Annotated in this window: 28 protein-coding genes; 15 read left to right on the forward strand and 13 right to left on the reverse strand. The window is 68.0% G+C overall.

What is annotated here, in order from left to right; translation table 11 throughout:
* Window positions 1–2: 2 nt before the first annotated feature.
* Window positions 3–515: a hypothetical protein gene (locus tag ACIQF0_RS19330; RefSeq protein ID WP_360040414.1), complete on the reverse strand. Its 513-nt coding sequence runs from the start codon at window positions 513–515 to the stop codon at window positions 3–5.
* 128 nt (window positions 516–643) lie between these two features.
* Here ACIQF0_RS19330 and mycP point away from each other — a divergent pair, with 128 nt between their 5' ends.
* Window positions 644–1822, forward strand: coding sequence for a type VII secretion-associated serine protease mycosin (mycP, locus tag ACIQF0_RS19335; protein ID WP_401031009.1), 1179 nt, complete (start codon window positions 644–646; stop codon window positions 1820–1822).
* Here the strand turns inward: mycP and ACIQF0_RS19340 are convergent.
* From ACIQF0_RS19340 to ACIQF0_RS19350, 3 genes are all read right to left on the reverse strand, one after another.
* A complete protein-coding gene (locus ACIQF0_RS19340) occupies window positions 1788–2690 on the reverse strand; it encodes an ATP-binding cassette domain-containing protein (RefSeq protein ID WP_360040419.1) in 903 nt (300 codons plus the stop codon). The two genes, mycP and ACIQF0_RS19340, sit on opposite strands and share 35 nt — an antisense overlap.
* 93 nt (window positions 2691–2783) lie before the next feature.
* Window positions 2784–3545, reverse strand: coding sequence for a hypothetical protein (locus ACIQF0_RS19345; protein ID WP_401031011.1), 762 nt, complete (start codon window positions 3543–3545; stop codon window positions 2784–2786).
* Window positions 3546–3550: 5 nt separating this feature from the next.
* On the reverse strand, window positions 3551–4462 hold the full coding sequence (locus ACIQF0_RS19350) for an ABC transporter ATP-binding protein (protein ID WP_401031013.1): 912 nt from the start codon (window positions 4460–4462) through the stop codon (window positions 3551–3553).
* Between the two features lie 131 nt (window positions 4463–4593).
* Here ACIQF0_RS19350 and ACIQF0_RS19355 point away from each other — a divergent pair, with 131 nt between their 5' ends.
* Entirely contained in the window at window positions 4594–5028 is a 435-nt protein-coding gene (locus ACIQF0_RS19355) for a PPOX class F420-dependent oxidoreductase (protein ID WP_401031015.1), read from the forward strand.
* Here ACIQF0_RS19355 and ACIQF0_RS19360 read toward each other — a convergent pair.
* Window positions 5025–5387, reverse strand: coding sequence for a darcynin family protein (locus ACIQF0_RS19360; RefSeq protein WP_401031017.1), 363 nt, complete (start codon window positions 5385–5387; stop codon window positions 5025–5027). The two genes, ACIQF0_RS19355 and ACIQF0_RS19360, sit on opposite strands and share 4 nt — an antisense overlap.
* A gap of 74 nt (window positions 5388–5461) precedes the next feature.
* On the opposite strand from ACIQF0_RS19360, the gene ACIQF0_RS19365 reads away from it, so the two are divergent.
* On the forward strand, window positions 5462–6325 hold the full coding sequence (locus ACIQF0_RS19365) for a LysR family transcriptional regulator (protein WP_401031019.1): 864 nt from the start codon (window positions 5462–5464) through the stop codon (window positions 6323–6325).
* Here ACIQF0_RS19365 and ACIQF0_RS19370 read toward each other — a convergent pair.
* Window positions 6322–7107: an HAD family hydrolase gene (locus ACIQF0_RS19370; RefSeq protein WP_401031021.1), complete on the reverse strand. Its 786-nt coding sequence runs from the start codon at window positions 7105–7107 to the stop codon at window positions 6322–6324. The two genes, ACIQF0_RS19365 and ACIQF0_RS19370, sit on opposite strands and share 4 nt — an antisense overlap.
* A 48-nt stretch (window positions 7108–7155) precedes the next feature.
* On the opposite strand from ACIQF0_RS19370, the gene ACIQF0_RS19375 reads away from it, so the two are divergent.
* Genes ACIQF0_RS19375 through ACIQF0_RS19385 form a run of 3 tightly spaced genes read left to right on the forward strand, consistent with a single transcriptional unit; the run spans window position 7156 to window position 9066 of the window.
* Entirely contained in the window at window positions 7156–7683 is a 528-nt protein-coding gene (locus ACIQF0_RS19375) for a TetR/AcrR family transcriptional regulator (protein WP_401031023.1), read from the forward strand.
* A complete protein-coding gene (locus tag ACIQF0_RS19380) occupies window positions 7683–8162 on the forward strand; it encodes a pyridoxamine 5'-phosphate oxidase family protein (protein WP_401031025.1) in 480 nt (159 codons plus the stop codon). The genes ACIQF0_RS19375 and ACIQF0_RS19380 overlap by 1 nt, the downstream gene beginning before the upstream one ends.
* The gene (locus tag ACIQF0_RS19385) at window positions 8146–9066 is read left to right on the forward strand and encodes an SDR family oxidoreductase (protein WP_401031027.1); all 921 of its coding nucleotides are present in this window, start codon (window positions 8146–8148) and stop codon (window positions 9064–9066) included. The genes ACIQF0_RS19380 and ACIQF0_RS19385 overlap by 17 nt, the downstream gene beginning before the upstream one ends.
* Here the strand turns inward: ACIQF0_RS19385 and ACIQF0_RS19390 are convergent.
* Both ACIQF0_RS19390 and ACIQF0_RS19395 read right to left on the reverse strand, forming a co-directional pair.
* Complete coding sequence (locus ACIQF0_RS19390; RefSeq protein WP_319976447.1) at window positions 9063–9719, reverse strand: response regulator transcription factor; 657 nt, start codon at window positions 9717–9719, stop codon at window positions 9063–9065. The genes ACIQF0_RS19385 and ACIQF0_RS19390 overlap by 4 nt on opposite strands.
* A 9-nt stretch (window positions 9720–9728) precedes the next feature.
* A complete protein-coding gene (locus tag ACIQF0_RS19395) occupies window positions 9729–10904 on the reverse strand; it encodes a sensor histidine kinase (RefSeq protein WP_360040443.1) in 1176 nt (391 codons plus the stop codon).
* Between the two features lie 119 nt (window positions 10905–11023).
* Between ACIQF0_RS19395 and ACIQF0_RS19400 the strand changes: the two genes are divergently transcribed.
* Together ACIQF0_RS19400 and ACIQF0_RS19405 are read left to right on the forward strand one after the other, a co-directional pair.
* Entirely contained in the window at window positions 11024–11689 is a 666-nt protein-coding gene (locus tag ACIQF0_RS19400; protein ID WP_401031030.1) for a hypothetical protein, read from the forward strand.
* Window positions 11686–12054, forward strand: a complete 369-nt coding sequence (locus ACIQF0_RS19405) for a GntR family transcriptional regulator (RefSeq protein ID WP_401031032.1) — start codon at window positions 11686–11688, stop codon at window positions 12052–12054. The genes ACIQF0_RS19400 and ACIQF0_RS19405 overlap by 4 nt, the downstream gene beginning before the upstream one ends.
* On the opposite strand, the gene ACIQF0_RS19410 is transcribed toward ACIQF0_RS19405, so the two are convergent.
* Entirely contained in the window at window positions 12039–12488 is a 450-nt protein-coding gene (locus ACIQF0_RS19410; protein WP_330271867.1) for a hypothetical protein, read from the reverse strand. The two genes, ACIQF0_RS19405 and ACIQF0_RS19410, sit on opposite strands and share 16 nt — an antisense overlap.
* Window positions 12489–12542: 54 nt before the next feature.
* Between ACIQF0_RS19410 and ACIQF0_RS19415 the strand changes: the two genes are divergently transcribed.
* The 3 genes from ACIQF0_RS19415 to ACIQF0_RS19425 are packed head-to-tail and all read left to right on the forward strand — an operon-like array spanning window position 12543 to window position 16224.
* Window positions 12543–14045, forward strand: coding sequence for a dynamin family protein (locus ACIQF0_RS19415; protein ID WP_401031034.1), 1503 nt, complete (start codon window positions 12543–12545; stop codon window positions 14043–14045).
* Entirely contained in the window at window positions 14042–14407 is a 366-nt protein-coding gene (grpE, locus tag ACIQF0_RS19420) for a nucleotide exchange factor GrpE (protein ID WP_093595321.1), read from the forward strand. The genes ACIQF0_RS19415 and grpE overlap by 4 nt, the downstream gene beginning before the upstream one ends.
* On the forward strand, window positions 14404–16224 hold the full coding sequence (locus ACIQF0_RS19425; RefSeq protein WP_401031035.1) for a dynamin family protein: 1821 nt from the start codon (window positions 14404–14406) through the stop codon (window positions 16222–16224). Before grpE ends, ACIQF0_RS19425 begins: the two co-directional genes overlap by 4 nt.
* On the opposite strand, the gene ACIQF0_RS19430 is transcribed toward ACIQF0_RS19425, so the two are convergent.
* Together ACIQF0_RS19430 and ACIQF0_RS19435 are read right to left on the reverse strand one after the other, a co-directional pair.
* Window positions 16186–16323, reverse strand: coding sequence for a DUF397 domain-containing protein (locus ACIQF0_RS19430; protein ID WP_401031487.1), 138 nt, complete (start codon window positions 16321–16323; stop codon window positions 16186–16188). The genes ACIQF0_RS19425 and ACIQF0_RS19430 overlap by 39 nt on opposite strands.
* 47 nt (window positions 16324–16370) lie before the next feature.
* A complete protein-coding gene (locus ACIQF0_RS19435; RefSeq protein ID WP_401031037.1) occupies window positions 16371–17237 on the reverse strand; it encodes a helix-turn-helix domain-containing protein in 867 nt (288 codons plus the stop codon).
* An 83-nt stretch (window positions 17238–17320) separates the two neighbouring features.
* On the opposite strand from ACIQF0_RS19435, the gene ACIQF0_RS19440 reads away from it, so the two are divergent.
* From ACIQF0_RS19440 to ACIQF0_RS19455, 4 genes are all read left to right on the forward strand, one after another.
* Entirely contained in the window at window positions 17321–17557 is a 237-nt protein-coding gene (locus tag ACIQF0_RS19440; protein ID WP_401031039.1) for a hypothetical protein, read from the forward strand.
* A 43-nt stretch (window positions 17558–17600) separates the two neighbouring features.
* Entirely contained in the window at window positions 17601–18287 is a 687-nt protein-coding gene (locus tag ACIQF0_RS19445; protein ID WP_401031041.1) for a DUF6802 family protein, read from the forward strand.
* A 311-nt stretch (window positions 18288–18598) separates the two neighbouring features.
* Window positions 18599–20410, forward strand: a complete 1812-nt coding sequence (locus ACIQF0_RS19450; RefSeq protein WP_401031043.1) for a phosphoenolpyruvate carboxykinase (GTP) — start codon at window positions 18599–18601, stop codon at window positions 20408–20410.
* A gap of 76 nt (window positions 20411–20486) precedes the next feature.
* Window positions 20487–20696, forward strand: coding sequence for a hypothetical protein (locus tag ACIQF0_RS19455; RefSeq protein ID WP_401031045.1), 210 nt, complete (start codon window positions 20487–20489; stop codon window positions 20694–20696).
* A gap of 283 nt (window positions 20697–20979) precedes the next feature.
* Here the strand turns inward: ACIQF0_RS19455 and ACIQF0_RS19460 are convergent, their stop codons facing one another.
* Window positions 20980–21822, reverse strand: a complete 843-nt coding sequence (locus tag ACIQF0_RS19460) for a septum formation family protein (protein ID WP_360040474.1) — start codon at window positions 21820–21822, stop codon at window positions 20980–20982.
* The gene (locus ACIQF0_RS19465; RefSeq protein ID WP_401031047.1) at window positions 21819–23066 is read right to left on the reverse strand and encodes a hypothetical protein; all 1248 of its coding nucleotides are present in this window, start codon (window positions 23064–23066) and stop codon (window positions 21819–21821) included. Before ACIQF0_RS19465 ends, ACIQF0_RS19460 begins: the two co-directional genes overlap by 4 nt.
* Window positions 23067–23105: the final 39 nt, after the last annotated feature.

Consider the following 23105-nt stretch of genomic DNA (forward strand, 5'->3'; position numbering starts at 1 on the left):
GTCTAAGCAATCAGTTCGATGTCCTCGATCTGAGCACGCAGGTCATCGATGGTGAAGTCGATCGGCTGGGCGTGACCGGGTCCGTGGTGCGCGGGTACGAGGTGAATCCAGCCGCGGTGAGCGGCGGTGAACTGCACGGTCGTCGGCGTTGCGGGACCGTAGACACCACTTTCGGAGGGAACGAACTCCCAGTAGCCGATCTCGCCGTAGTCGACCCACGGCACGAAGACCCAGCCGGGGCGAGCCGACAGCAGTTCGGTCACGGCGTCCTCGACGGCGTGACCCTCGGCACGAGACGACAGCTTCCCGCGGTCCAGCGCACGCAGCCACCACGGCGCGGGCGCGTCACCAACGGCGTTCACGGCACGATAGGTCGCCAGGACCTGCTTCTCGTCCGCCTTGTTCACCCACGACCGGCGAAGTTCCGCTGGTGCGTTGGCCAGATCAGAGGAGTTCGGAACTTCGAGCGCATCAGACCACTCGAGGCTGAGCATTGCTTCGACACGGACCGCCACAGGCCACCTCCGGCACGGGGATAACCCCATTGAACGCGACGTCAAACAACGAAGTTGTCCAAATTGCGGCTTTTCACGGGTTGTTAACAGCGCTCTTACGCACAGTGTGACGCCAGGCACGTTGCGCCGTGACCTGGAAACACGATGTAGCTGACGTGCACCTGCTCTCCGCGCTCGCCGTCGCGCTGCCGTTGCTGCTCGCCGCGCAGTCGATCGAGGAGCAGGAGTGGCACCTCGACGCGCTCGACGTGTACACGGCGCAGGCTCAGGCACGTGGAGACGGCGTGGTCGTCGCGGTCATCGACTCGGGCGTCGACGCCAAGCACCCCGACCTCGCCGGGCAGGTCTTACCGGGAGCGGGCTTCGGCCGTTCCAAGGGCACCGACGGCACGACCGACACCGACGGCCACGGCACCGGGATGGCCGGGATCATCGCCGCGAACGGCAAGGGCGGCGGCGCGCTCGGCATCGCGCCCGGCGCCAAGATCCTGCCGATCGCGAGTGCCGACGAGAAGGAGCAGTTCGGGCTCGACGTCGTCGCCGACAGCATCAGGTGGGCCGCCGACCACGGCGCCAAGGTCGTCAACATGTCGCTGGGCTTCTCCAGTTCGATGACGCCGACGCTGGTCAAGGCCGTGAACTACGCGATCGAGAAGGACGTCGTCCTCGTCGCCGCCACCGGCAACGAGGGCAAGGAGGTCTCCGCGCCCGCCAACATCAACGGCGTGATCGCGGTCGCGGGCACGAACAAGGCGGGCAAGCCGTGGGCGTCGTCCAACGTCGGCGCGGACACGGTGCTCGCGGCTCCGGCGGAGGGCATCGTGACGATCGCGCCGGAAAGCGTCTACGCCAGCGGCTATGCCGAGATGGACGGCACGAGCGCGGCGTCGGCGATCGTGACCGGGGTGGCCGCGCTGGTGCGGGCCAGGCATCCGGAGATGCCGGCGAAGGACGTCGTCAACGCGTTGATCAAGACCGCGACCGACCTGGCGGAACCCGGCAGGGACGCGGCGACCGGGTTCGGCATGGTCAACCCGATGGGTGCGCTCACCGCACAACTCCCGGCGGTGGAACGCAATCCGTTGCTGCCGGCGCCGCCACCGACGACGACGCAACCGACTCCGACGCTCGCGGCGCAACGCCCCGCGCAGCAGCCGGTCGACGTGAAGGCCCGGCTGCCGTTCGTCGCCGCCGTCGCGGGCGGCACCGCGGTGATGACCGGTCTGCTGATCGCACTACCGGCCATCAGGTCGCGGCGCCCCAAGCCCGTCGTCAGTGTGCGTGATACTCCACCGACTCCTTGGTGAGCTGCATGAAGGCCTCCTCCAGCGAACCGCGCTGAGGGCTGAGCTCGTGCAGCACGATCTGGTTCTCCGCCGCGAGCTCACCGATCTGCTGCGCCGGAATCCCGTGCACCACCAGGCTTCCGCTCACCGAGTCGTCGGTGACCGTCGCGTGCGCCGCGAGGATCTCCCGCAGTTTCGCGGCGTGCGGCGACCGCACCCGGACGGTGTCCTGGGTGGCGTCGGCGATGAACTGCTCGGTGGTGGTCTGCGAGATCAGCTGGCCCCTGCCGATCACGATCAGGTCCTGGGCGGTCTGCGCCATCTCGGAGAGCAGGTGGCTCGACACGAACACCGTGCGGCCCTCGCCAGCGAGGCGGTGCATGAACTGCCGGATCCAGAGGATGCCCTCGGGGTCGAGGCCGTTGACCGGCTCGTCGAACAGCAGCACCTCGGGGTCGCCGAGCAGCGCTCCCGCGATGCCGAGCCGCTGCGCCATGCCGAGCGAGAACCCGCCCGCGTTCTTGTGCGCGACCTCGGTGAGGCCGACGATCTCCAGCACGTCCTTCACCCGGCTGACCGGGATCTTGTTCGAGACCGCGAGCCACTTCAGGTGCGAACGCGCGGAACGGTTGGGGTGCACCCACTTCGCGTCGAGCAGCGCGCCGACCTTGCGCAGCGGCTGCTTGAGCTCGACGTAGTGCTTCCCGTCGATCTTGACGTCGCCGCCGGTGGGGGTGTCGAGGCCGAGGATCATCCGCATGGTCGTGGACTTGCCGGCGCCGTTCGGACCGAGGAACCCGGTCACGCGGCCCGGCCTGACGACGAACGACAGGTCGTCGACGGCCTTGGTCTTGCCGTAGTGCTTGCGAAGACTGACTGCTTCGATCATGACCTCTCCCGGTTCGCTCGAAAGAACTGACAGGGACCTGGGTCACCCCCCGACGGATGGCCCAGGTCCCTCTCCCCCTTTATTCGGAACAGGTCACGCGTCCCGCCGCTTCGCGACGATCAGTGCGACCACCAGCATCGCGACGGCGATGCCGGCGAAGTAGCCGAGCGAACCCCACTGGCTCAGCTTGAAGTCGATGCCCATGCCGGCCTGCTCCGCACCCGCGGCCTCAGGGCCGTTCAGCATCAGGAAGTGGTTGGCGTTCTGGAACGGCAGCCACGCCTGGATCTTGACGCCGGCCTTGGGGATGATCCCGATCAGGCCTTCGAGCAGCATGTTCCAGACGAGCAGGATCGCCACGGCGCCGGCGGTCTGGCGGACCAGGATGCCGACCGCGATCGCGATGATCGCGCCGATTCCGTACAGCAGGCCGACACCCGCGACGTGCCGCCACTCGGCGCCGGAGTTGATCGCGAGATCGGAGGCGGGCGACAGCAGCTTCGCCATGCCGACCGAGCCGAACGCGATGATCTCGCCGAGGACACCGGCGATGAACGCGACCACGACGGTCTTGGCGACCAGCGCGGACGTCCGGTTCGGCACCGCGAGGAACGTGGCGCGGATCGTGCTGAAGCGGTACTCGGTGGTGACCGCGAGGGCCGCCATCACCAGCACGACGGACAACGCGAGCTGGCTGCTGCCGAACTGCGTCACGCCGAGGGACAGCTGGCCGTTGTCGGTCGAGGCCGCGATGATCGCGGTGAGGCCGACACCGAGGACCAGGGCGAGCGCGCTGCACCAGTACGGCGAGCGGGTCGAGAAGAGCTTGATTCTCTCAACAGCCAACAGGGTCATCAGACTCACTTCCCGATCTCTGCGTGGTACTCGACAGCATCGCCGGTCAGCTGCATGAACGCCTCTTCGAGCGAACCGCGCTGAGGACTGAGCTCGTGCAGAACAACACCGTTAGCAGCGGCGATGTCCCCGATCTGGTCACTGGTTGCACCCGATACGGACAACGCGCCGTCCGCACCGTCACGAACGGTGAAGCCCTTGTCGACGAGCAGCGGGCCGAGCTTGAAGAGCTGAGGACTGCGCACGAGGACGGAGTTACCCGTCGCGCCGTCGATGAACTCCTGCGTGCTGCTCTGTGTGATCAGCTTCCCCCGGCCGATCACGATGAGCTCGCTGGCCGTGAGAGCCATCTCCGACAGCAGGTGGCTCGACACCAGGACCGTGCGGCCCTCGGCGGCGAGGTTCTGCATGAACGTGCGGATCCAGAGGATGCCCTCCGGGTCGAGGCCGTTGACCGGCTCGTCGAACAGCAGCACCTTCGGGTCGCCGAGCAGTGCCGCGGCGATCCCCAGCCGCTGCGCCATGCCGAGCGAGAACCCGCCGGCGTTCTTGCCCGCGACCTGGGTGAGACCGACGGCCTCCAGGACGGCGTCCACTCGCTTGTTCGGCAGCCCGTTGGACTTCGCGAGCCAGCGCAGGTGGGCACGAGCGGACCGGTTGGGGTGAACCCACTTGGCGTCGAGCAGCGCACCGACCGTCCGCAGTGGACGGTCGAGTTCCGCGTAGGGCTTCCCGTCGATCAGCACGCGGCCTGCCGTCGGACGGTCGAGCCCCAGGATCATCCGCATGGTCGTGGACTTGCCCGCGCCGTTGGGACCGAGGAACCCGGTCACTCGTCCAGGTTGGACGGTGAACGACAGGTCGTCGACCGCGACCGTCCTGCCGTATCTCTTGGTGAGGCCGACTGCCTCGATCATTGGCTTTCCCCTCTCGGTGATGGGATCACTTTGTCCCTCCGAGGGGTCCTGGCACATCGGCCTGCGGTCTGCGGTGTGCGTCAACTTCCGTCGCCCGGTGCCGCTACCTCCGTCGTAGTTGAATGAGCCACATGGGATACACGGAAGCCCCGGACGGCTGGTGGCGCGAGTTCGTCCTGGCCACACCAGCCCGCACCGGCAAGCTCGCGGTCACCCGCAAGGACGGATCACCGCACGTCGCACCGGTCTGGGTGGACCTCGACGGCCCCGACGTCGTCTTCCTGACCGCACGCGACACCATCAAGGGCAAGTCGATCTTGCGCGACGGCCGCGTCGCCCTGTGCTTCGACGACGAGACGCCGCCGTTCAACTTCGTGACGATCACCGGCCAGGCCGTGATCGACGAGGACCCCGAGCAGCTCAAGTACTGGGCGGGCCGCACCGCCGCGCGCTACATGGGCGACGACCGCGCCGACGAGTACGCCGAGCGCAACGGCGTGCCGGGCGAGATGGTCGTGCGGATCAAGGTCGACAAGGTCGTCGCCGTGCAGAACGTCTCGGACTAGTTGTTGACGGTGGTGAGCGGGGCGACGCCGTAGTTGCGCGCGTACCCGTTCTCCACCCCCACGAGCAGGTCCACCACCTCGAAGTAGGTGTCCCAGAACGGGGTTTCGCGCAATGCCTCCACGAGCAGCTGGTACGACTCGTGGTCACGCGCCTCCCAGACCCAGATGTCGGTGACGCGCGTCGAGTAGAACTCGGTGTCGTAGAAGCGGAAGCGCACGCTTTCCGCCTTCTCCTCGATCGCCGGCAGGATCTCGGTCTTGAACACCTCCATCCGCTGCGGGACGGTCAGGGTGAGCCACTTCGGGGTGGTCTTGACGAGCATGAACGCGGTGACGCCGGCTTCCTCGAAAGTTGTCATGCGTCGATGCTGGTGGTGGCCGGGGTTTGCTCGCCACGCAACTTTGGCAAGTCTGGGTTGCATACGATGCAAACATGCCTGATCAGCTCGATCTGAACCTGTTGCGCGTGTTCGACGCCCTGGTGCAGGACGGCAGCGTCACCGCGGCGGCCGAGCGGCTGCACCTGTCGATCCCGGCGGCCAGTCGGGCGCTGGCGCGGTTGCGCAGGGCGGTGGGCGACCCGGTGCTGGTCCGCGCAGGTCGCGGGATGGTGCCGACGCCGTTCGCGCTCCAGATCGCGCCGCGTGTGCGGTCACTGCTCGACGAGGCCGCCGCGCTCGTCAACGCGAAAGAACTCGACCCCGCCGAGTTGCGCCGCACGTTCACGATCCGGGTCAGCGACGGCGTGGTGACCTCCCTCGTCGCCGCTGTCGCCGCGCAGGCCCCCGGAGTGGTGTTGCGGTTCGTGGCCGAGGGCGATGAGAGCGTGGAGGCGTTGCGCGACGGATCGGTCGACCTCGAAATCGGTGCCGGTCACGACGACGAGTCCGACATCCGTTCCACCGTGCTGTTCACCGAGCGGTTCGTCGGCGTCGTCCGCGCCGACCACCCGCTCGGGAACCGCCCCACGCCACGTCAGCTCTGCCGCCACCCGCACGTCTCGGTGTCCCGCCGCGGCCGGGTGCGCGGCCCGCTGGACGACGCCCTGCACGCCGTCGGCCTGCGCCGGCACGTCGCCGCGGTGGTGCCGTTCTTCTCGGCCGCCGCCCAGTTGGTGGCGTCGAGCGACTACCTCGGCCTGCTCCCGCAGCGCCTCGCCGCGCAGTACCCGGGCCTGCGGTGGTTCCCGATCGGCCTGCCGCTGCCGGAGGTGGAGGCGCGGATGCTCTGGCACGCCCGCCTCGACGCCGACCCGGCGCAGCGCTGGCTGCGCGAGACCGTCCTGTCCTCCGTCTAGCCGGGGAAGTAGCGGTTCAGCACCTGCGCCGCGCCGTCCTCCAGCACGGTCGGCCCCACCTCGTCCGCCGCCGCGTGCACGTTCGCCGGCGCCTGCCCCATCGCCACCCCGAGACCGGCCCACCGCAGCATCTCGACGTCGTTGGTCCCGTCGCCCATCGCGAGCGCGTCCTCGGCACCGACACCCAGCGCCGCGCTGATCTCTTCCAGCGCCGAGCCCTTGGTCACGTCGAGCGGCACCGCGGTCAGCCACGCCTCGATGTGGTCGACGGACCACTCGACGCCCGGCAGTTCCAGCTCGCGGACGGCGAACGACAGCTCGGCCGGTGTGTGGTCAAGCCAGCGCATGACCAGCCGTGAGGTCGGCTCCGTCATCTCGTCGAACGTCGCCTGCCTCGTCACGCCCCACAGGTCGCCCGGCAGGAACTCGCCCATCGACAGGCTGCCGACGCCGGTCAGTTCCACCGCGAACACCGATCCCGGCAGCAACGTCTGGAGGGCCTTGATCGTCGGGCCGGGGTCGAAGGTCACGCGCCTGGTGACCTCGTGGCGAGCCGGGTCCCACCACACGGCGCCGTTGGAGCACACGCAGAACGTCACGGGCAGTTGTGCGGCGACCTCGGCGACGCCGATGAGGCTGCGACCGGTGCAGAGCACGACGAGAGCGCCGTGTTCCGTCGCGCGCACCACAGCCGCTTTCACGGCGGGCGAGATGTCGTTCGAGCCGACAGGGGTCAGGGTTCCGTCGATGTCCAGCGCCACCAGACGCGGTCTCCAGCTCACGTGGCACCACCCTATGCGAAGGTTAGTGAACTGTGGTTCACTAACCGGGTGGCACGACCTCGCACGATCACCGACGAACGGATCCTGAACGCCGTCGCGGCCGTCATCGACCGGCGCGGACCGGAGTTCACCGTCGCGGACGTGGCGGCGGAGGCGGGGGTGTCGGTCGGAGCTGTGGCGAAGCGGTTCGGGTCCAAGAGCGGGCTGTTGCAGGCCCTCACCAAGGCCGGCACCGAGGAGGTCACGCGAAGGATGCGCGAGGCCGGCACCGTCCGCGAGGCGCTGCTGACCTGGTTCGACCGGCTCAACGACCCGGTCGTCGCGACGAACAACCTGGCGCAGCTCGGCGTCGACCTGATCGACCCGGAACTGCGCGCGCTGCTGGCCAGGCACTACGCGGTGCTGGAAGAAGAACTCGAGATCCTGTGCGCCGCTGAGGAACTGCCGCCGAACGCGGCCCGCGTCCTCGCCGCGCTGGTGTACGGGATCTCGATGGACTGGTCGGTGCGTCCGCGCGGCGACCTGCTGGCGCGCATGGAGGAAGACATCGATCTGGTGCTGAAAGGAATGCGCTGATGGCTACCTGGGCGGAGTTCGCGGCCGAACAGCCCGACATGGCCGCGTTCGTGCAGGGCAGGTTCGCCGCGGACCGGCACGCGTTGATCGCGACGCTGCGCAAGGACGGCGCACCGCGCATCAGCGGCGTGGAACCGGACTTCACGCGCGGCGAGCTGTGGGCGGGCATGATGCCCGGCTCGTTGAAGTCGAAGGACCTGCGGCGTGATCCGAGGTTCGCGCTGCACTGCATGAGCACGACCGCGTCGATGACGGAGGCGGGCGACGCGAAGATCAGCGGCACCGCCGAGTTCTGGACGGACAAGGAGACCTACCTGAAGGACCTGTTCGACCGCACGGGCTGGCAGCCGGCACCGGAGGAGATCGACCTCTTCCGGTTCGACGTCACCGAGGTCGTGCAGCTCACCGTCGAGGGCGACGAGATGGTCGTCCTCTCGTGGCACGAGGGAAGGGGAACTCGCCGTGTCAGCAAGAAGTAATCCCGATCTGAGCGGGAAGGTCGCGGTCGTCACCGGCGCCACGCGCGGCGCGGGGCGGGCGATCGCCGTGGAGCTCGGGGCGGCAGGGGCGACCGTGTTCGTCGCCGGCCGGACCACCCGCACGCAGCAGTCCGAGGTCGGTAGGTCGGAGACGATCGAGGACACCGCCGACCTGGTGGACGCCGCCGGCGGCAAGGGGATCGCGGTCCGCTGCGACCTGACGAATCCGTCCGATGTGGACGCTCTCGCGGCACGCATCGACAAGCTCGACATCTTCGTGGACAACGCCTGGGGCGGCGAGAGCCTCGTCGAGTGGGGCAAGTTCTGGGAGCACGACCTCGATCGGCAGCTGCACATGTGGCGCAACGGCATCGAGACGCATCTCGTGGCGCTGCACAAGCTCATGCCGATCCTGATCAGGTCCGACGACGGTCTCGTGGTCGAGGTGACCGACGGCGAGGACGGCGAGGCGTACTTCGTGAACCTCACCTACGACGCGGTGAAGAACTCGGTGCGCCGGTTCGGCGAGGTGCTGGCGAAGGACCTCAAGGACGTCCCGAACGTGACCGCGCTGGCGGCCACACCGGGGTTCCTGCGCTCCGAGCAGATGCTGGAGACGTTCGGCGTCACCGAGGAGAACTGGCGCGACGCGATCGAGAAGGTGCCGGACTACGCGTTGTCCGAGACGCCGCACTACCTCGGCCGCGGCATCGCGCACCTCGCGGCGGACGAGGACCGCAAGCGGTTCGCCGGGCAGTGCCTGTCGTCGTGGAAGCTCAAGCGCGAGTACGGGTTCACGGACCTCGACGGGTCGCAGCCCGACTGGGGCCACTGGTGGGACGACGTCGTGAAGCCGCGGATGGCGGGTCAGACCGTCGAGGCTGATCCGGAGAAGTACCGCTAGGCGTCGCCGGGGCGGACGAGACCGGTCTCGTAGGCCAGCACCACGGCCTGCACCCGGTCTCGCAGCTCCAGCTTCGCGAGGATCCTGCCGACGTGCGTCTTCACCGTCGCCTCTGACAGGAAGAGCTTGCGGGCGAGTTCGGTGTTCGACAGGCCCTTCGCGATCAGCACGAGCACCTCGCGCTCGCGTTCGGTCAGCACGTCGAGCACCGAGGCGTCCCGGAGCTCACCGCCGCCGTCCCCGAGGAACCGGCCCAGCAGCCGCTTGGTCACCGACGGCGAGACCACCGCGTCGCCGGAGGCCACCGCACGCAGCGCCGACACCAGGTCGGACGGCGGGGTGTCCTTCAGCAGGAAGCCGCTGGCCCCGTTGCGCAGGGCCGACAGGGCGTACTCGTCCATGTCGAAGGTGGTCATGACCAGCACCTTCGCCGTCTCCGCCTCGGTGATGCGCTTGGTCGCCTCCACGCCGTCCAGTACGGGCATGCGGACGTCCATCAGGACGACGTCGGGCCGGAGCTTGTCGGCCATCTGCACGGCGTCGAGGCCGTCGGCAGCCTCGCCGATCACGTCGATGTCTTCCTGCGCGCCCAGCACCATGCGAAAGCCCATCCGCATGAGTTCCTGGTCGTCTACGAGCAGCACCCGAATCACTCGATCACCCTATGCGGCTAGCGGGAATGTTGCGCGGACGCGCCAGCCTCCGCCGGGGTTGGGGCCTGCCTCGAACTCGCCGCCGAGCACCGCCGCCCTCTCCCTCATGCCGATCAGGCCGTTGCCGCCGGAGACCTTGACCACGTCGTGGGGGGTGCCGAAGCCGTTGTCGGTCACTTCCAGCCGCAGTTCCTCCGGCAGGCGGCCCAGTCGCACCGTGGCGGTGGTGCCGGCTCCCGCGTGCTTGATGGTGTTCGTCAGAGCTTCCTGCACGATCCGGTAGACGCTCAGTCCCACGCCGACGGGGAGGTCGTCCACGTCACCGGTGATCTCCAGTCGCACTGGGACTCCGGCGGCACGGGTGTTCTCGGCCAGTTCGACCACGCCACGCGCGTCCGGCTGGGGAGCCCACTGCGTCTCGGCGTCGTCGCTGCGCAGAACGCCCAGCAGGCGACGCATCTCGGTCAACGCCTGGCGGCCGGTGTCGGCGATCGTGCGGACCGCGTTCTCCGCCACCTCCGGCTGGGACCTGATCGTGTAGGCGGCGCCGTCGGCGTGGACGATCATCACGCTCACCGCGTGGGCGACGACGTCGTGCAGTTCGCGGGCGATCCGGGAACGTTCCTCGCCCACCGCGATCTTGGCCTGCTGGTCGCGTTCGGTCTCGAGAAGCACCAAGCGTTGCTCCATCTCACGCTGGTAGGCGCGGCGGGCGCCGATGAACTCGCCCATCGCCCAGCTGAAGCCGAAGATCACGAAGACCAGGAACACGAGGAACACGGCCTGGATCTCGCCGACCTGGAAGATCCCCCAGAGCAGCGTGCCCGCGAGCAGCCAACCCAGGTAGATCAACGCCGTCTTGCGGTTCGTGCTCGCGACGAGCGTGTACAGCGCGATGGCCAGCGCGAAGTCGGACATCCGCACCGGCAGGCCGTTGATGCCACCGTGCGTGAAGAGCTGCAGGAACCCGCCCGCGAGGATCAGGTAGCTGGTGCCCAGCGGGTGGTAGCGCCGGAACGGCAGCGGCCCGAGCATCAGCAACGTCACCGCGAGGTAGGCCGAGAACGACACCCCGTTGTCGACCGCTGTGACCGCGAAGCCCATGTCGAAGAGCAGCAGAATTCCGGCGATCAGGGAGTCCCCGAACGCCGGATGAGCCTTCATCCACAGACTGAACCGCCGCACTGGACAAGGTTAGGTGCGGGCCGAACTTCCGCGCGTCGCGCCACGGGTTGACGCTGCGTACGACTTCAGTGTGAGTTATTGTGTCAAGGAGTTGGTACAAAGCGGGAGGGGGTGGCGTGATGTGGCTCGACATGGTGATCGCCGCGGTCTGGGGTCTCGTTCTGCTCGTGGCGCTGTGGCCGACGCAGAGCACCGCCAAGCGGCTGCTGAAGCGGTGGGAGGTGCCAGACCCGACGCCCGACCAGCTTGACGAGGGCATTCGCTACCTCAAGCGACGGCGCCTGCTCTATCCGGTGATCTTCGCCGGGCTCGCGCTCGCGCCGCGATGGGCCCAGGAAATGGGGCAGCTCGTGGTGATCGTGCTCGCGGGCACGCTGCTGGCCGAGTTGCTCGCACTGAGGCAACGGCGGGACGCGCTCCGGGTGGCGACGCTCACTCCGCGTGGTCTGTTCGACTTCGCGTCGAAGTGGGTGCTGGGGTCGTACGTGGTGATCGTGGTGGCGGCCGCTGCCTACCTCGGCGCCGACCGGCAGTGGAGTCAGATCCTGTGGCTGGCGCTGTCCGCGGTGGCCGTCGCGGTGATCATCTGGGCCGCCGTGGCCAGGCCCGCGAGCGGCGAGGAGGTCGTCGACCTGGCGTTGCGCACCCGCAGCGTGCACGTGTCCGCCGGGCTGGGTGCGGCGCTGGCCGGCACACTGGCCGCGCACTGGCTCGGCATCGTCGGGATCCTCGCATGGATCGCGATGGCCAACACCACCCCGAAACACGTCAAGATCACCAAGTGAGCGCTCCGAGAATCGTCGTCGACGTCGAGAACGGTGTCTCGCCCTGGCGTCAGGTGCGCGACCAGTTGGTGAGGTTGATCAGCGGTGGTGTGCTGCCGGTCGGGTCTCGGCTGCCGACGATCCGCCAGCTCGCTGCCGACCTCGGGCTGGCCGCCGGCACCGTCGCGCGGGCCTACCGGGAGCTGGAGACCGAAGGCGTGCTCACGACAGGACGAAGGCAGGGCACCGTGGTGGCTGCCCTGCCTTCGCATGCACCGGACCCGCTCTCCGCCGCTGCAGCGGAGTTCGTCGCCGTCGCTCGGTCACTCGGCGCCAGCGAGGGGGAGGCGCTGAACGCCGTGCGAGCCCACTACGTGGGTGAGTAAGGCGACTCGATCTTGGGTGCGGGCCGCGGTTCGCCTACGTGTGCCTGCCGCTCTTCTTGCCGCTCTTCGTAGATGCGGTGTTCCTCCGCCATCTGGTCCGCGAGCTGCTGCTGCATCTGGCGATCCCGAATCCTGGCCAGGATCGCCATCGTCGCGCCGTGAGCGGCTGCCAGCAGCAACAGCACGACGCCCAGCTTCAGGACCACGTTCTTCACCGCGCTGCCGGTGTCGACCTCGATGATCGACACGATCGCCAGCAGGCCGAGCACGACGAGGTGGAACAGCACGGCCGTCAGCTTCATCATGCCGCTGGCCTGCTCGTCGTCGTACGCGGCGCGCCTCAGGTATCCCTTGCCGCTGTGGTAGATCAGCTGGCCGTCGACCACGACCAGGACGATCCCCAGCACTAGGAACGTCACGTAGCTGTCACCCATGCGCTGTGGCTACCCGCGCACGCACGCGCACAAACCGTGGCACGATCAGTGCCCGTGACGGCGTTGCAGGGACAACAGTTGGCCGGACCGCTGTGTGCGGCGGTGGCCAACTTGTGCGTTGCCCTGCAACCACAGGTCTCCCCGCAGACCGCCGCCGGATTCCAGGAAGTGCTGCGCCGCCTGCACGCGCCGTTGCAGGTCGCGGTCGCCGGCCGGATCAAGTCCGGCAAGTCGACTCTGGTGAACGCGTTGATCGGACGCCGGGTCGCGCCCACTGACATCGGCGAGTGCACCCGGCTCGTCACGCGCTATCAGTACGGCACGGTCGACCGCATCGAAGTCGTGCTGCGAGACGGCAGACGGCAGGTGCTGCCGTTCGACGCGAACGGCATGATCCCCGCTTCTCTTGGCGTGGAAGGCATCTCGCACATCGAGGCGTACCTGACGAACGCCGTGCTGCGCGACTTCACCGTCATCGACACACCAGGGCTCGGTTCGCTGGACGCGGCCTCGGTCGCACGCACCGAGGAACTGCTGGATCCCGTGTCGCGCAACGCGGTCGCCGGCGCCGAGGCCGTTCTGTACGTCGTGACGCAGGGCGTGCGCGCGGACGATCATTCGACGCTGGCCGCCTTCACCGCCGCGACCGCGTCCCGAGAAGCCGGGCCGGTCAACGCCATCGCCGCGCTGAACAAGGTCGACAACGTGGCACCGGAGACCGTCGAGGGCTCGGAGGGCGACGTCTGGCGGGCCGCGCAGATCCTCGCGGCGAAGCAGGCCGACCTGCTCAAGCCGCGGGTCGCGGACGTGCTGCCGGTGATCAGCCTGCTCGCCGAGTCCGCGGAGACCGGGGAGTTCACGTCGGCGGACGCGGAGGCGTTGCGGGCGTTGGCGGCCCTGGACGCGGACACCCGCACGATGATGCTGATGTCCGGTGACCTCTTCACGTCGTGGGACTGCGACGTCGCGGCCGGCGTGCGGTCCCGGTTGCTGGAGAAGCTCGACCTCTACGGCATCGGCCAGGCGCTCCAAGCTCTGGACGCCGAACCCGCGCTCACCGCCGGTGCGCTCAGGCGGGTGCTGTTCGACGCGTCGGGGTTCGCGGCCGTCCGAGGCCGGTTGGACGCGGTCTTCCGGGCGCGGGCCGACGGCATCAAGGCCGCCGCCGCGCTGGCCTCCGTCACGTCGCTGGCCGCGGGTGATGCGGGCGAACGGCAGCGCGTGCACGACGCGATCGAGGTCCTGCTGGCCCGTCCCGAGGCGCATCAGCTGCGGCTGCTGGAGGCGTTGACGCTGGTCTCGTCCGGCGCGGTCACGCTGGCCCCCGACCTGACGGAGGAAGTGCTGCGCGTCGGCAGCACCCCGGACGTCGCGGCCCGGCTGGGCATGGCCGGTCGGCCCGGCTCTGAGCTGGCCGCGTTCGCGCTGGAACGGGCCGGGTGGTGGCGTTCGTTCGCCTCGTTCGGCGCGACTCCGGCGCAGGCTCGAGTGGCGCACGTCGTCCACAGGGCGTATTTCCTCATCTGGCAGCAACTACGTGCTGGGGGGCACCGATGAGCGTGAACGGAACCGAACCCGCCGATCTGGCGTCGGATCACGGTGTGGAGACCATTGCCGACGAACTGCTCGACCAGGCGCTGGCCGAGCGCCGCGCGCTGGTCCAGCTGTGCATGTACGCGCTGGACCGCGCCAGTGCGGGCGTGGTCCAACGGATCGAAGAAGGCCTCTCGTCCATAGGGGTCGTGGCGGTGCGGGCGGACGGTGAGCGCTTCGACCCGTCGCAGCACGAGGCCGGCGGCACCATGCCGACGGACGACCTGTCGTTGCAGGGCCTGGTCGCCGAGACCGAGGTGCCCGGCTTCTGCGACCGCGGCCGTGTCCTGCGGGCTCCTGTCGTGACGGTCTACACGGCCCGATGAGCAACCTCTCGCAGACCGTCCGGCAGACCCGCGAACGGCTGGTGTCCGTCGTGCGCGAGCTCGACCCGTCGATGGCCGACTGGGTGGCTCGCCGCGCGGTGCCGGAGGTGTCGTCCGTCGTGATCGTCGGCGAGACGAACCGCGGCAAGTCGTCGCTGGTCAACGCCCTGCTGTCGGCCCCAGGCCTCTCGCCGGTCGACGCCGACGTGGCCACCTCGACCTACCTCGTCTTCCAGCACGGCCCGGCCTGGGCGGCCCGCGCCTGCTACCCCGGCCTGCTCGCGCCGGTCAGCTTCCCGCTGCCCGCGCTGATCAACTGGGTCTCCGCCGCCCACGACCTGCCCGAGGGCGAACTGCCCCCGCGCTACGTCGAGGTGGACGCCCCGATCCCGTTGCTGGAACGGATGTCCGTTGTGGACACTCCCGGGGTCGGCGGCCTGGAGTCGGTGCACGGCGAACTGGCCCTGGAGGCGGTCACCTCGGCCACCGCCCTGGTCTTCGTCGTCGACGCCTCGTCGCCGTTCACCCGCGGCGAGCTCGACTTCCTCAAACGCGTCGGCGACCGCGTCGAAACCGTCGTCTTCGCCCTGACCAAGACCGACCAGTACCGCGGCTGGCGCCAGGTCCTCGACGCCAACCAGGCCCTGCTCGCCGAGCACGCCCCCCGGTTCGCCGACGCCACCTTCTACCCGGTGTCGTCGCGCATGTTCGGCATGGCGGCCCAGGCCCCGAACCCGGACGCGGCCGCCATGCTCCGCGAACGTTCCGGCATCTCCGCCCTGCAGACAGCCCTGCAGGAACTCGTCACGGGCCGCGCCGGAATGCTGGCCGAGGCCAACGCCCTGCGCGCGCTGTCGACCGTGCTGGCAGAGCTGGAAATCCGCCTCGAACACGAGAAGCGCGCCCTGTCCGTGGGCGAGGACGAGGCCGTCGTCCTGCGCGCCCGCCGCGAAGAACTGCAGACCGAACGCCGTTCCTCCACCCGAGGCTGGCAGGTGAGGCTGCGCGGCGAGGTGCAGCGCGCCCGGATCGAGAACTCCCACGAGATCTCCCGCCAGATGCGCGACCTGCAGACCTGGTACCGCCAGGCCATCGACGCCGCCGACCGCACCGCCCTCGCGTCCCTGCCGCAACAGGTCGACACGGCGTTGCAGGTCGTGTCCGGCCGCATCTCCACGGCACTCTCGGTACGCCTCTCCCAGGTCACCGACGCAGTGCTGGCGACCCTGTTCAACCCTGAGGAACTGACCCTGATCCGCGGCCAGTTCGCTCGCGGCGAGCGCCCACCGGTCGTGTTGCGCCCCAAGGAGAAGCGTCCACCCACAGCCGAGGACAAGCTGCTGGTCTTCATGGGCGTCTCCGGCGGCCTGGGCGCCGGCAAGCTGGCCGTGATGCCACTCGCGGGCCTCGGCATCGCCGTGCTGAACCCGATCGTCCTGCCGGTGACCATCGCCCTGGGCCTCGGCGCGGGCTGGTGGATGGCCCGCACCCGCACCCACACGGCGGAAAAGCAGCACGTCAAGCAGTGGCTCTCCGACGCCATCGCCGACGCACGCTCCACAGTGGACCAACTGGCCGCCGAACAGCTGATCGAGGCCGAGCAGGCTCTGTCCTTGGCCCTGGACGAGGCGCTGGCCAAGCGCATCGAGGCCATCGAGACGGAGCTGCGCGAGGTCGACCGCGCGTTGCGGATGGAGGCCGGCGAGCGTGGTCGCGAGCTGCAGGCCGTGACGCGGCAGCTCGCGGAGGTGGAGCAGGGCCGCTCGAAGGCGGAGGAGCTACTGGGCCGGATCCGGTCCGTGCGGGATCGAGCCTAGGAACGCGAGCCACGCATCTGCTGACACGGCAAAGCGTGGTCCTGTCACGTTTTTGGAGTCCCGCACATCGACCTCAGTGTTGCTGAGGCGAACCTCCACACAGGCGTCGCCCCCGCTCGAGCTGTAGCTGCTCTTGCGCCATGCGGTCAATCAGGGGCCCCTAGAAGGTCGATCAGCGCTGCACGAGTGTCCTGGACGTTATACGCGAGGTCCTGGATCTGTTCGAAGAGCTGTCGCATGGGTTCCGTGAAGGATGCTTGATCGTAATAAGTGGAGGGACCGTAGATCGTGGAGGCGAAGGTGACCGGCTCAGCCTTGAGGAACTCCAGCGCGATGAGGCCACCACCGTTGCCAGGGTTGTTGACTGCTCCCATGGGCACGATGCGGATGTTCAGAGTGCTGTGTTGCTCCATCAGTTCCAGCAGATGAAGTGCTTGGCGTCGCATCACGGAGTCGTCGCCGACCACGTGCAGCAGTGAGTCCTCCGTGAACACGATGTTGATCTGCTCAGCGGTGCTGGTGAGCACCTGCTGCTGCATCTCCAGGCGGAAGGCGATCCGTTCTGCGGCTTCGGATCGCACCGCGGTGTTCGCACCGATGGCAGCCTCGACGTAACTCTTCGCCTGGACCAGGCCGGGGATGATGCCGCACTCGTACCAACTGATCCGGCGTGCCGCACTTAGAAGATCCATGAGCCGGGGAAACGAGTTGGGCAGCGCGTCGACATAACCAGCCCGTGGCTGCCGGCGCCTGCTCGCCTTGCCGAGTTCGAGCAGGGTGGCACGCTCCTCGCCCTGCACCCCGTAGAAGTCGAGTAGCCGGGTGAGTTCAGCCGAGTCGAGTGCTCCCTTGCCGTTCTCCACCTGACTGAGTCTTGGCGCGCTGCGGCCGATGAGGTCCGCCGCCTCCTGCTGCGACCGGCCCGCCTTCGTGCGCAGACGTTGCAGGGCCAAGCCCAGTTGGAGGCGTTCCACGGTCTGTCTGGCCTGACCCACGTGGCTGCCGCCCTTCATACGCTTAGGCGAGCGACTTTAGCCTCAAGCAGGACTAATGTTAAGTCTAATATAGGCGTTCTGGGGCGAAGATGAGGTTGACCATGGGCGTCAAGCGCGAATGGCTCCTTCGCTGCAGGGACAGCTACGCGGACCGGGCGGTGTGCGAGGTCAGCGTGAGCGCAGGAGTCGTGGAGGTCGCGGGACCCGACGGCGTGGCCTTCTCGTTCGCCGGCCAGGAGATCCGGGATTTTCGCGCCGCCCTCAACGCGGCCATCGACCAGAGCGAGATCGACGGGCACACCCGCCGCAAGGTTGGCGACGGAACCAAACCGGCATAACGTGGGTCATACCGGTACATGAGCAAGTAGGAGGTGTGTCCCGGTGTACATCGACGAGAACGGTGCGGCCGACGCCGAGCTGAAGGTCACCGTCGAGGATGAGGAGTACACCGCCGACGTCACCTTCGACCTCGACCAGGACGGCGTGAACGACTCCGCCGTCGTCGAGACGGATGACGGTGGTCATCTCGCGTTCACCGACACGAACGGCGACGGTGACGCCGATCTGATGAGCACGTTCGACAAGGACGGCAATCTCCTGAGCCAGGCCCGGTTCGAGGAGAATTCCGGCGAGTGGGTTGCGGTAGGCCCGAACGACCCGCATCAGGAAAAGACGAATTCGTCGCCCAAGCAGGCGATTGTCGTGGACACCGACGAAGGTGAACGAAACGTCGGGCAGGCCACCGAGGACACCGACGGAGACGGCAAGGCCGACACCGCGATCGTGCGGGACGACGACGGTGACACGTGGCTGTTCACCGACGCGAACGGCGACGGCAAGGCCGACGTGGCGACCGAGATCACACGATCCGGCGAGGTCACGATGTCCGAGCATCGCGGCGACGACTGGGTCGAGGTCGAGCACGGGCACATCGAGTCCGACGGCCGGTACGTGACCGACTCGAAGAGCGGCATTTTGGACGACTCGGACGACTGGCTGGAGGAAGAACGGTTCGACGGCGTCGTCCGAATCGATTCCACAACGGGGCAGTGGATCAGCCCGAACTGACCCCAGAACTGAAGCGCAGGTCACAGGCCCCGGTGTGGTGAGAACCGCACCGGGGTCTCTTGTGTTTTTCCCACCTCAAGCCGGCCTTAACGCCGTCCGAGTGCTGAATCGATTCCAGAATCGGTTTTGTGAGGGAAGCGACAGGCTGGGGGTGCTTTACCTGCCATTCACCGGGCTAACCTCGGTCCATCCCCTTCCACGTACGCCCGGCTCCACCGGGCGTCTGGAGCTATTCCCGAGGACGACGAAGTCCTGCACCGGACCACCACGTGCTCGGGTTGCCGAGGCGTTCAGTCAGGAGACGAGACGAGATGACGGCAGTGACCATTCCCGGTCTCGAACACGCACCTACCAACCACGCGCGTCTGCTCGCATGGGTTCAGGAAGTCGCTGAGCTGACCTGCCCCGACGAGGTTGTTTGGGCTGACGGGTCTCAGGGCGAATGGGACCGTCTCACGAAGAAGCTCGTCGACGCCGGCACGTTCGTGCCGCTCAAGAAGAAGCCCAACTCGTTCTGGGCTGCCTCGGACCCCAGTGACGTCGCTCGCGTGGAGGAGCGGACCTACATCTGTTCGGTGCGCGAGGAGGACTCGGGCGCGACGAACAACTGGATGGACCCTTCCGAGATGAAGGCCATCATGACCGAGCTCTACCGGGGCTGCATGCGTGGCCGCACGATGTACGTCATCCCGTTCTGCATGGGCCCGCTGGACGCGGAGAAGCCGATGCTCGGTGTCGAGATCACCGACTCGGAGTACGTCGTCGTCTCCATGCACATCATGACCCGCATGGGCACCAAGGCGCTGAACCTGTTCGGTGAGGACGCCCCGTACGTGCCCGCGCTGCACTCGCTCGGCGCTCCGCTGGAGCCCGGCCAGGAAGACGTGCAGTGGCCGTGCAACACGACCAAGTACATCTCGCACTTCCCGGAGACCCGCGAGATCTGGAGTTTCGGCTCCGGCTACGGCGGCAACGCCCTGCTGGGCAAGAAGTGCTTCTCGCTGCGCATCGCGTCGGCCATGGCGCGCGACGAGGGCTGGCTCGCCGAGCACATGCTGATCCTCAAGCTCACCTCGCCGGAGAACAAGGCGTACTACATCGCCGCCGCGTTCCCGTCGGCCTGCGGCAAGACGAACCTCGCCATGCTCGAGCCGACCATCCCCGGCTGGAAGGTCGAGACGCTCGGCGACGACATCGCCTGGATGCGTTTCGGTGAGGACGGCCGCCTGTACGCGGTGAACCCGGAGAACGGCTTCTTCGGCGTCGCGCCCGGCACGGACTACCACACCAACCCGAACGCGATGCGCACCATCGCCAAGGGCAACTCGCTGTTCACGAACGTCGCGCTGACCGACGACGGCGACATCTGGTGGGAGGGCATCGGCGAAGCGCCTGCCCACCTGACCTCGTGGAAGCACCAGGACTGGACGCCGGACGGCGACGAGCTGGCCGCGCACCCGAACTCGCGCTACTGCACGCCGATCGAGCAGTGCGACATCAAGGCGCCGGAGTGGGAGGACCCGAACGGCGTCCCGATCTCGGCGATCTTCTTCGGTGGCCGCCGCGCCACGACGATCCCGCTGGTCACCGAGTCGCGCGACTGGCAGCACGGCACCTACATGGGCGCCACGCTGTCGTCGGAGACCACGGCCGCCGCGGTCGGCAAGACCGGTGTCGTGCGTCGCGACCCGATGGCGATGCTGCCGTTCATCGGCTACAACGCCGGTGACTACTTCCAGCACTGGGTCGACCTCGGCAAGCGCGCCGACGCCGACAAGCTCCCGAAGATCTTCTACGTCAACTGGTTCCGCCGCGGCGACGACAAGCGCTTCCTGTGGCCTGGATTCGGCGAGAACTCGCGCGTGCTGAAGTGGGCCATCGAGCGCATCGAGGGCAAGGCCGCCGCGCAGGAGACGCCGATCGGCTACGTACCGACCGCCGATGACCTGGACCTCGCGGGTCTGGAGGCGTCGCGTGAGGACATCGAGGCCTCGCTCGAGTTCAACGCCGACGAGTGGCGCGCCGAGATCCCGCTGGTCGAGGAGTGGTTCGAGAAGATCGGCGAGAAGGTCCCGACCACGCTCCGCGATGAGCTGGCGAACCTGAAGCAGCGCCTCGGCTAGTCACTTCGAGGTGTTTGTGATGACCCAGCGGTCAACGGCGACCGCTGGGTCATCTTTTTGAGGTACTACTGATCGTGTGACGCAAGACGACTTCCTCGGCGGCCTCAACTTCGACGGCTCCCAGCGCGATGTGGAGGTCGGCCCGACCACGGGCATCGTGCGCTACTACCCGGTGCCGCCCGCCCCGCCGGTCCGTCCGTCGCGGTGGCGCTACGTCCTCGTGTTCGGCATCGGTTTAGCGGTCGGCGTGGTCGCCGGCGTGGTCCTGTGCAGCAATTTTCTCTGAATCCGCCCAGCTCATCGTCCACATGAGACGAAGTTGTCCACAGGTGTGGACGGGTTTGTGCACATGTTGTGGATAGCTGTGGACAAGCCTGGGGGCTTCTCCGCACGCCTCAGAAAAAGTCTTGCCCCAGGAATGAACCTCGCCCCTACCGGGAACGTCCTAAGTGTGTGATGGCGGTCACAAAGATCGTCACTGGACGGTAGGGAGGTGTGCCGTGGGGATCGCAGGAATCGCGATGCTGGTGCTGTCCCTGGCCGCCGTGCTGATGGTCGTGGTCGCCGGGTCAGTTCGGGAGCGGGTTGTCCCGGATGCCGAGGAGAGTGCCGCTGAAGGCCTTGGTGGCCTCCGCGTAGCAGACGGCGTTGGTCCAACCCTCTGACCAGGCCTGCGAGCCGGGGTTCCGCCACGCGGGGAACACGTCGGTGCGCTTGGTCGAGCCCAGGTAGTCGTGCACGGCCTTGGTGCACTTGTCGTTCGCCAGGGTGTTCATCTGCTCCTTGGACGGAGCGGGGTCGGTCGACTTGCCGAGCGACACGACACCGGCGGGCACTGCCTCCGCCAGGTGCGGGGTGTTGCAGGCGACGACCTTGACCTCCTGGTCCTTCGACGGCGAACCCTGGGTGCAGGTCTGGAAGGTGCTGAAGCCGTTCGTCTTCAGCGTGTCCTTCACGGAACCCTTGCGCGCCAGTGGCTTCTCGTCGGGGCTGATCTCCACGACGGTGCACAGCCGCCAGCGCTGGCCGTCCTTCCAGCCCTGCTCGTTCGGCCAGAACGCCCAGACCCGCAGGCGCGTCGAGTCCGAGTCGCCGCCACCCAGGTACTCGCTGAGCGTCTGGCGGCACGGCGGGAGCGCGGCCTTGCGCAGCGCCTGCGTGTCCGGGTAGGTCGACGGCAGGCCGGTGAGCTCACCGACGCTCATGACCTCGGCCTCGTGCGATTCGGTGCACTGCAGCACCTTCAGCTCGTAGGCGTTCATGCACTGCCCTGCCTTGGGCAGGGTGGGCGCGGAGGCGGAGGCCGTGGACGGCAACGGTCCAGGGACCGCTTGCCCTCCCACCTGAATCGCGCACGCGGACAGCGTCAACGCGCTCAGGACAATTGCCACCGCCAGCCGCACACGAGTCACACCACAGAGACTAGGGCCTTGACCTGATCGGCGATGTCCCGACGCTGCTTTTCGAAGGCGGAATCGGTCAGCGCGGCCGGGTCGGCCGGCTGCCCGAGCACCGGCGTGTGCAGGTGTCCGCCGAGGACATTCGTTGCTCCGTAACCGATTCGCAGCCGGTTGGCCCGGTACATGCTCTCGTTGGAGAGGTAGTCACCGCCGCCACCGGACGCCGCGACCCTGCCCGGCGTCGGCTCGTCCGTGCGGCACGACTGCTGCGAACCGACGACGACCCACTCGCAGAACGCCCGGTTGAAGTTCACGGTGAACGGGCCGGTGCCCGCGTCGATCATCTTCTGGAACGGCAGCGAGGTCTCGATGAACTCGTTGGCCGGCTGCGGCCAGCCCGCCGCGTTCGGGACGCTGCCGAACGAACCGACGTTGTTGTTGTCCGCGAAGCCACCACGCCAGCGCGCCGCCCACCGCTCGACGTCGAAGCGGCCCGGCCTGCCCTGGCTGATCGTCACGAACGCGTCGGGCTTCTGCTGCAGGGCCGATCCGTAGAACTGCTCGACGACGCCCTCGTCGAAACCGCCCCACAGCACCGGGAGCACCGCGGCCTGCAGCACGACCTTGCCGCTGGGCGTGGAGATCTCACGGCCGTCGAGCTGCAACGCCGCCGCGCCCGCGGGGTTGGCCCGCCGCACGTTCGCGCCGGTGAGCTGGAACGGGTCGAAGCCGGTCACCGCGATCTTGCGCACGCCGGGCCTGGCGGGGAACGCCGCGTCGCTCAAACCCCGTGACGCCCAGTCGAACTGCTGGATGAGCTTCGCGCGGTCGTTGGGCGCCATGGCGAACCGAGGAGTCCACTGGCGCAGCGCGGAGCTGAGCTGCAGCCGTGCCCAGTAGAGCGGACGGTCGTCGTATGCGTCGTGTGTCACGGGTTTTGTGCTCTGCGCGCGGGCGACAGCGGCCTTCCACAGCGCGTTGCCCTCGCGTTGCACGAACTGCTGCGCCTGCTTCGGCGCGATCTGGCGGCAGAGCTTGGCGGTGAAGTCCGTGACGCTGCCGTCGAACCCGGCCAGCTTCACGAGCTCGGGGCCGACGGCGGGGCCACCGGTGACGAGCGTGTCGTCGAGCCGTTGCTCCTCGACGGTCAGCGGAACGGTGGTGTCGTAGCAGTTCGCGTCCTGCGCGTGGGCGACGGCAGGACTCAGGGTGAGGGCGAGTGCGGTCAGACCGACCAGTCCGGCGATGGTTTTCACGTGATCGATCCTCAACGCAAAGGGCCACCCGCCGTAACC

The sequence above is a fragment of the Lentzea sp. NPDC092896 genome, from assembly GCF_044754905.1.
In the GTDB taxonomy this organism is placed as follows: Bacteria; Actinomycetota; Actinomycetes; order Mycobacteriales; family Pseudonocardiaceae; genus Lentzea.

What these genes read in the sequence shown, in the direction of transcription:
- ACIQF0_RS19340 (WP_360040419.1), bottom strand. Translation starts at nt 2,690, where the DNA reads ATGATCGAAGCAGTCAGTCTTCGCAAGCACTACGGCAAGACCAAGGCC.
- ACIQF0_RS19345 (WP_401031011.1), bottom strand. Translation starts at nt 3,545, where the DNA reads ATGACCCTGTTGGCTGTTGAGAGAATCAAGCTCTTCTCGACCCGCTCG.
- ACIQF0_RS19350 (WP_401031013.1), bottom strand. Translation starts at nt 4,462, where the DNA reads ATGATCGAGGCAGTCGGCCTCACCAAGAGATACGGCAGGACGGTCGCG.
- ACIQF0_RS19355 (WP_401031015.1), top strand. Translation starts at nt 4,594, where the DNA reads ATGGGATACACGGAAGCCCCGGACGGCTGGTGGCGCGAGTTCGTCCTG.
- ACIQF0_RS19360 (WP_401031017.1), bottom strand. Translation starts at nt 5,387, where the DNA reads ATGACAACTTTCGAGGAAGCCGGCGTCACCGCGTTCATGCTCGTCAAG.
- ACIQF0_RS19365 (WP_401031019.1), top strand. Translation starts at nt 5,462, where the DNA reads ATGCCTGATCAGCTCGATCTGAACCTGTTGCGCGTGTTCGACGCCCTG.
- ACIQF0_RS19380 (WP_401031025.1), top strand. Translation starts at nt 7,683, where the DNA reads ATGGCTACCTGGGCGGAGTTCGCGGCCGAACAGCCCGACATGGCCGCG.
- ACIQF0_RS19400 (WP_401031030.1), top strand. Translation starts at nt 11,024, where the DNA reads ATGTGGCTCGACATGGTGATCGCCGCGGTCTGGGGTCTCGTTCTGCTC.
- ACIQF0_RS19410 (WP_330271867.1), bottom strand. Translation starts at nt 12,488, where the DNA reads ATGGGTGACAGCTACGTGACGTTCCTAGTGCTGGGGATCGTCCTGGTC.
- grpE (WP_093595321.1), top strand. Translation starts at nt 14,042, where the DNA reads ATGAGCGTGAACGGAACCGAACCCGCCGATCTGGCGTCGGATCACGGT.
- ACIQF0_RS19425 (WP_401031035.1), top strand. Translation starts at nt 14,404, where the DNA reads ATGAGCAACCTCTCGCAGACCGTCCGGCAGACCCGCGAACGGCTGGTG.
- ACIQF0_RS19435 (WP_401031037.1), bottom strand. Translation starts at nt 17,237, where the DNA reads ATGAAGGGCGGCAGCCACGTGGGTCAGGCCAGACAGACCGTGGAACGC.
- ACIQF0_RS19440 (WP_401031039.1), top strand. Translation starts at nt 17,321, where the DNA reads ATGGGCGTCAAGCGCGAATGGCTCCTTCGCTGCAGGGACAGCTACGCG.
- ACIQF0_RS19450 (WP_401031043.1), top strand. Translation starts at nt 18,599, where the DNA reads ATGACGGCAGTGACCATTCCCGGTCTCGAACACGCACCTACCAACCAC.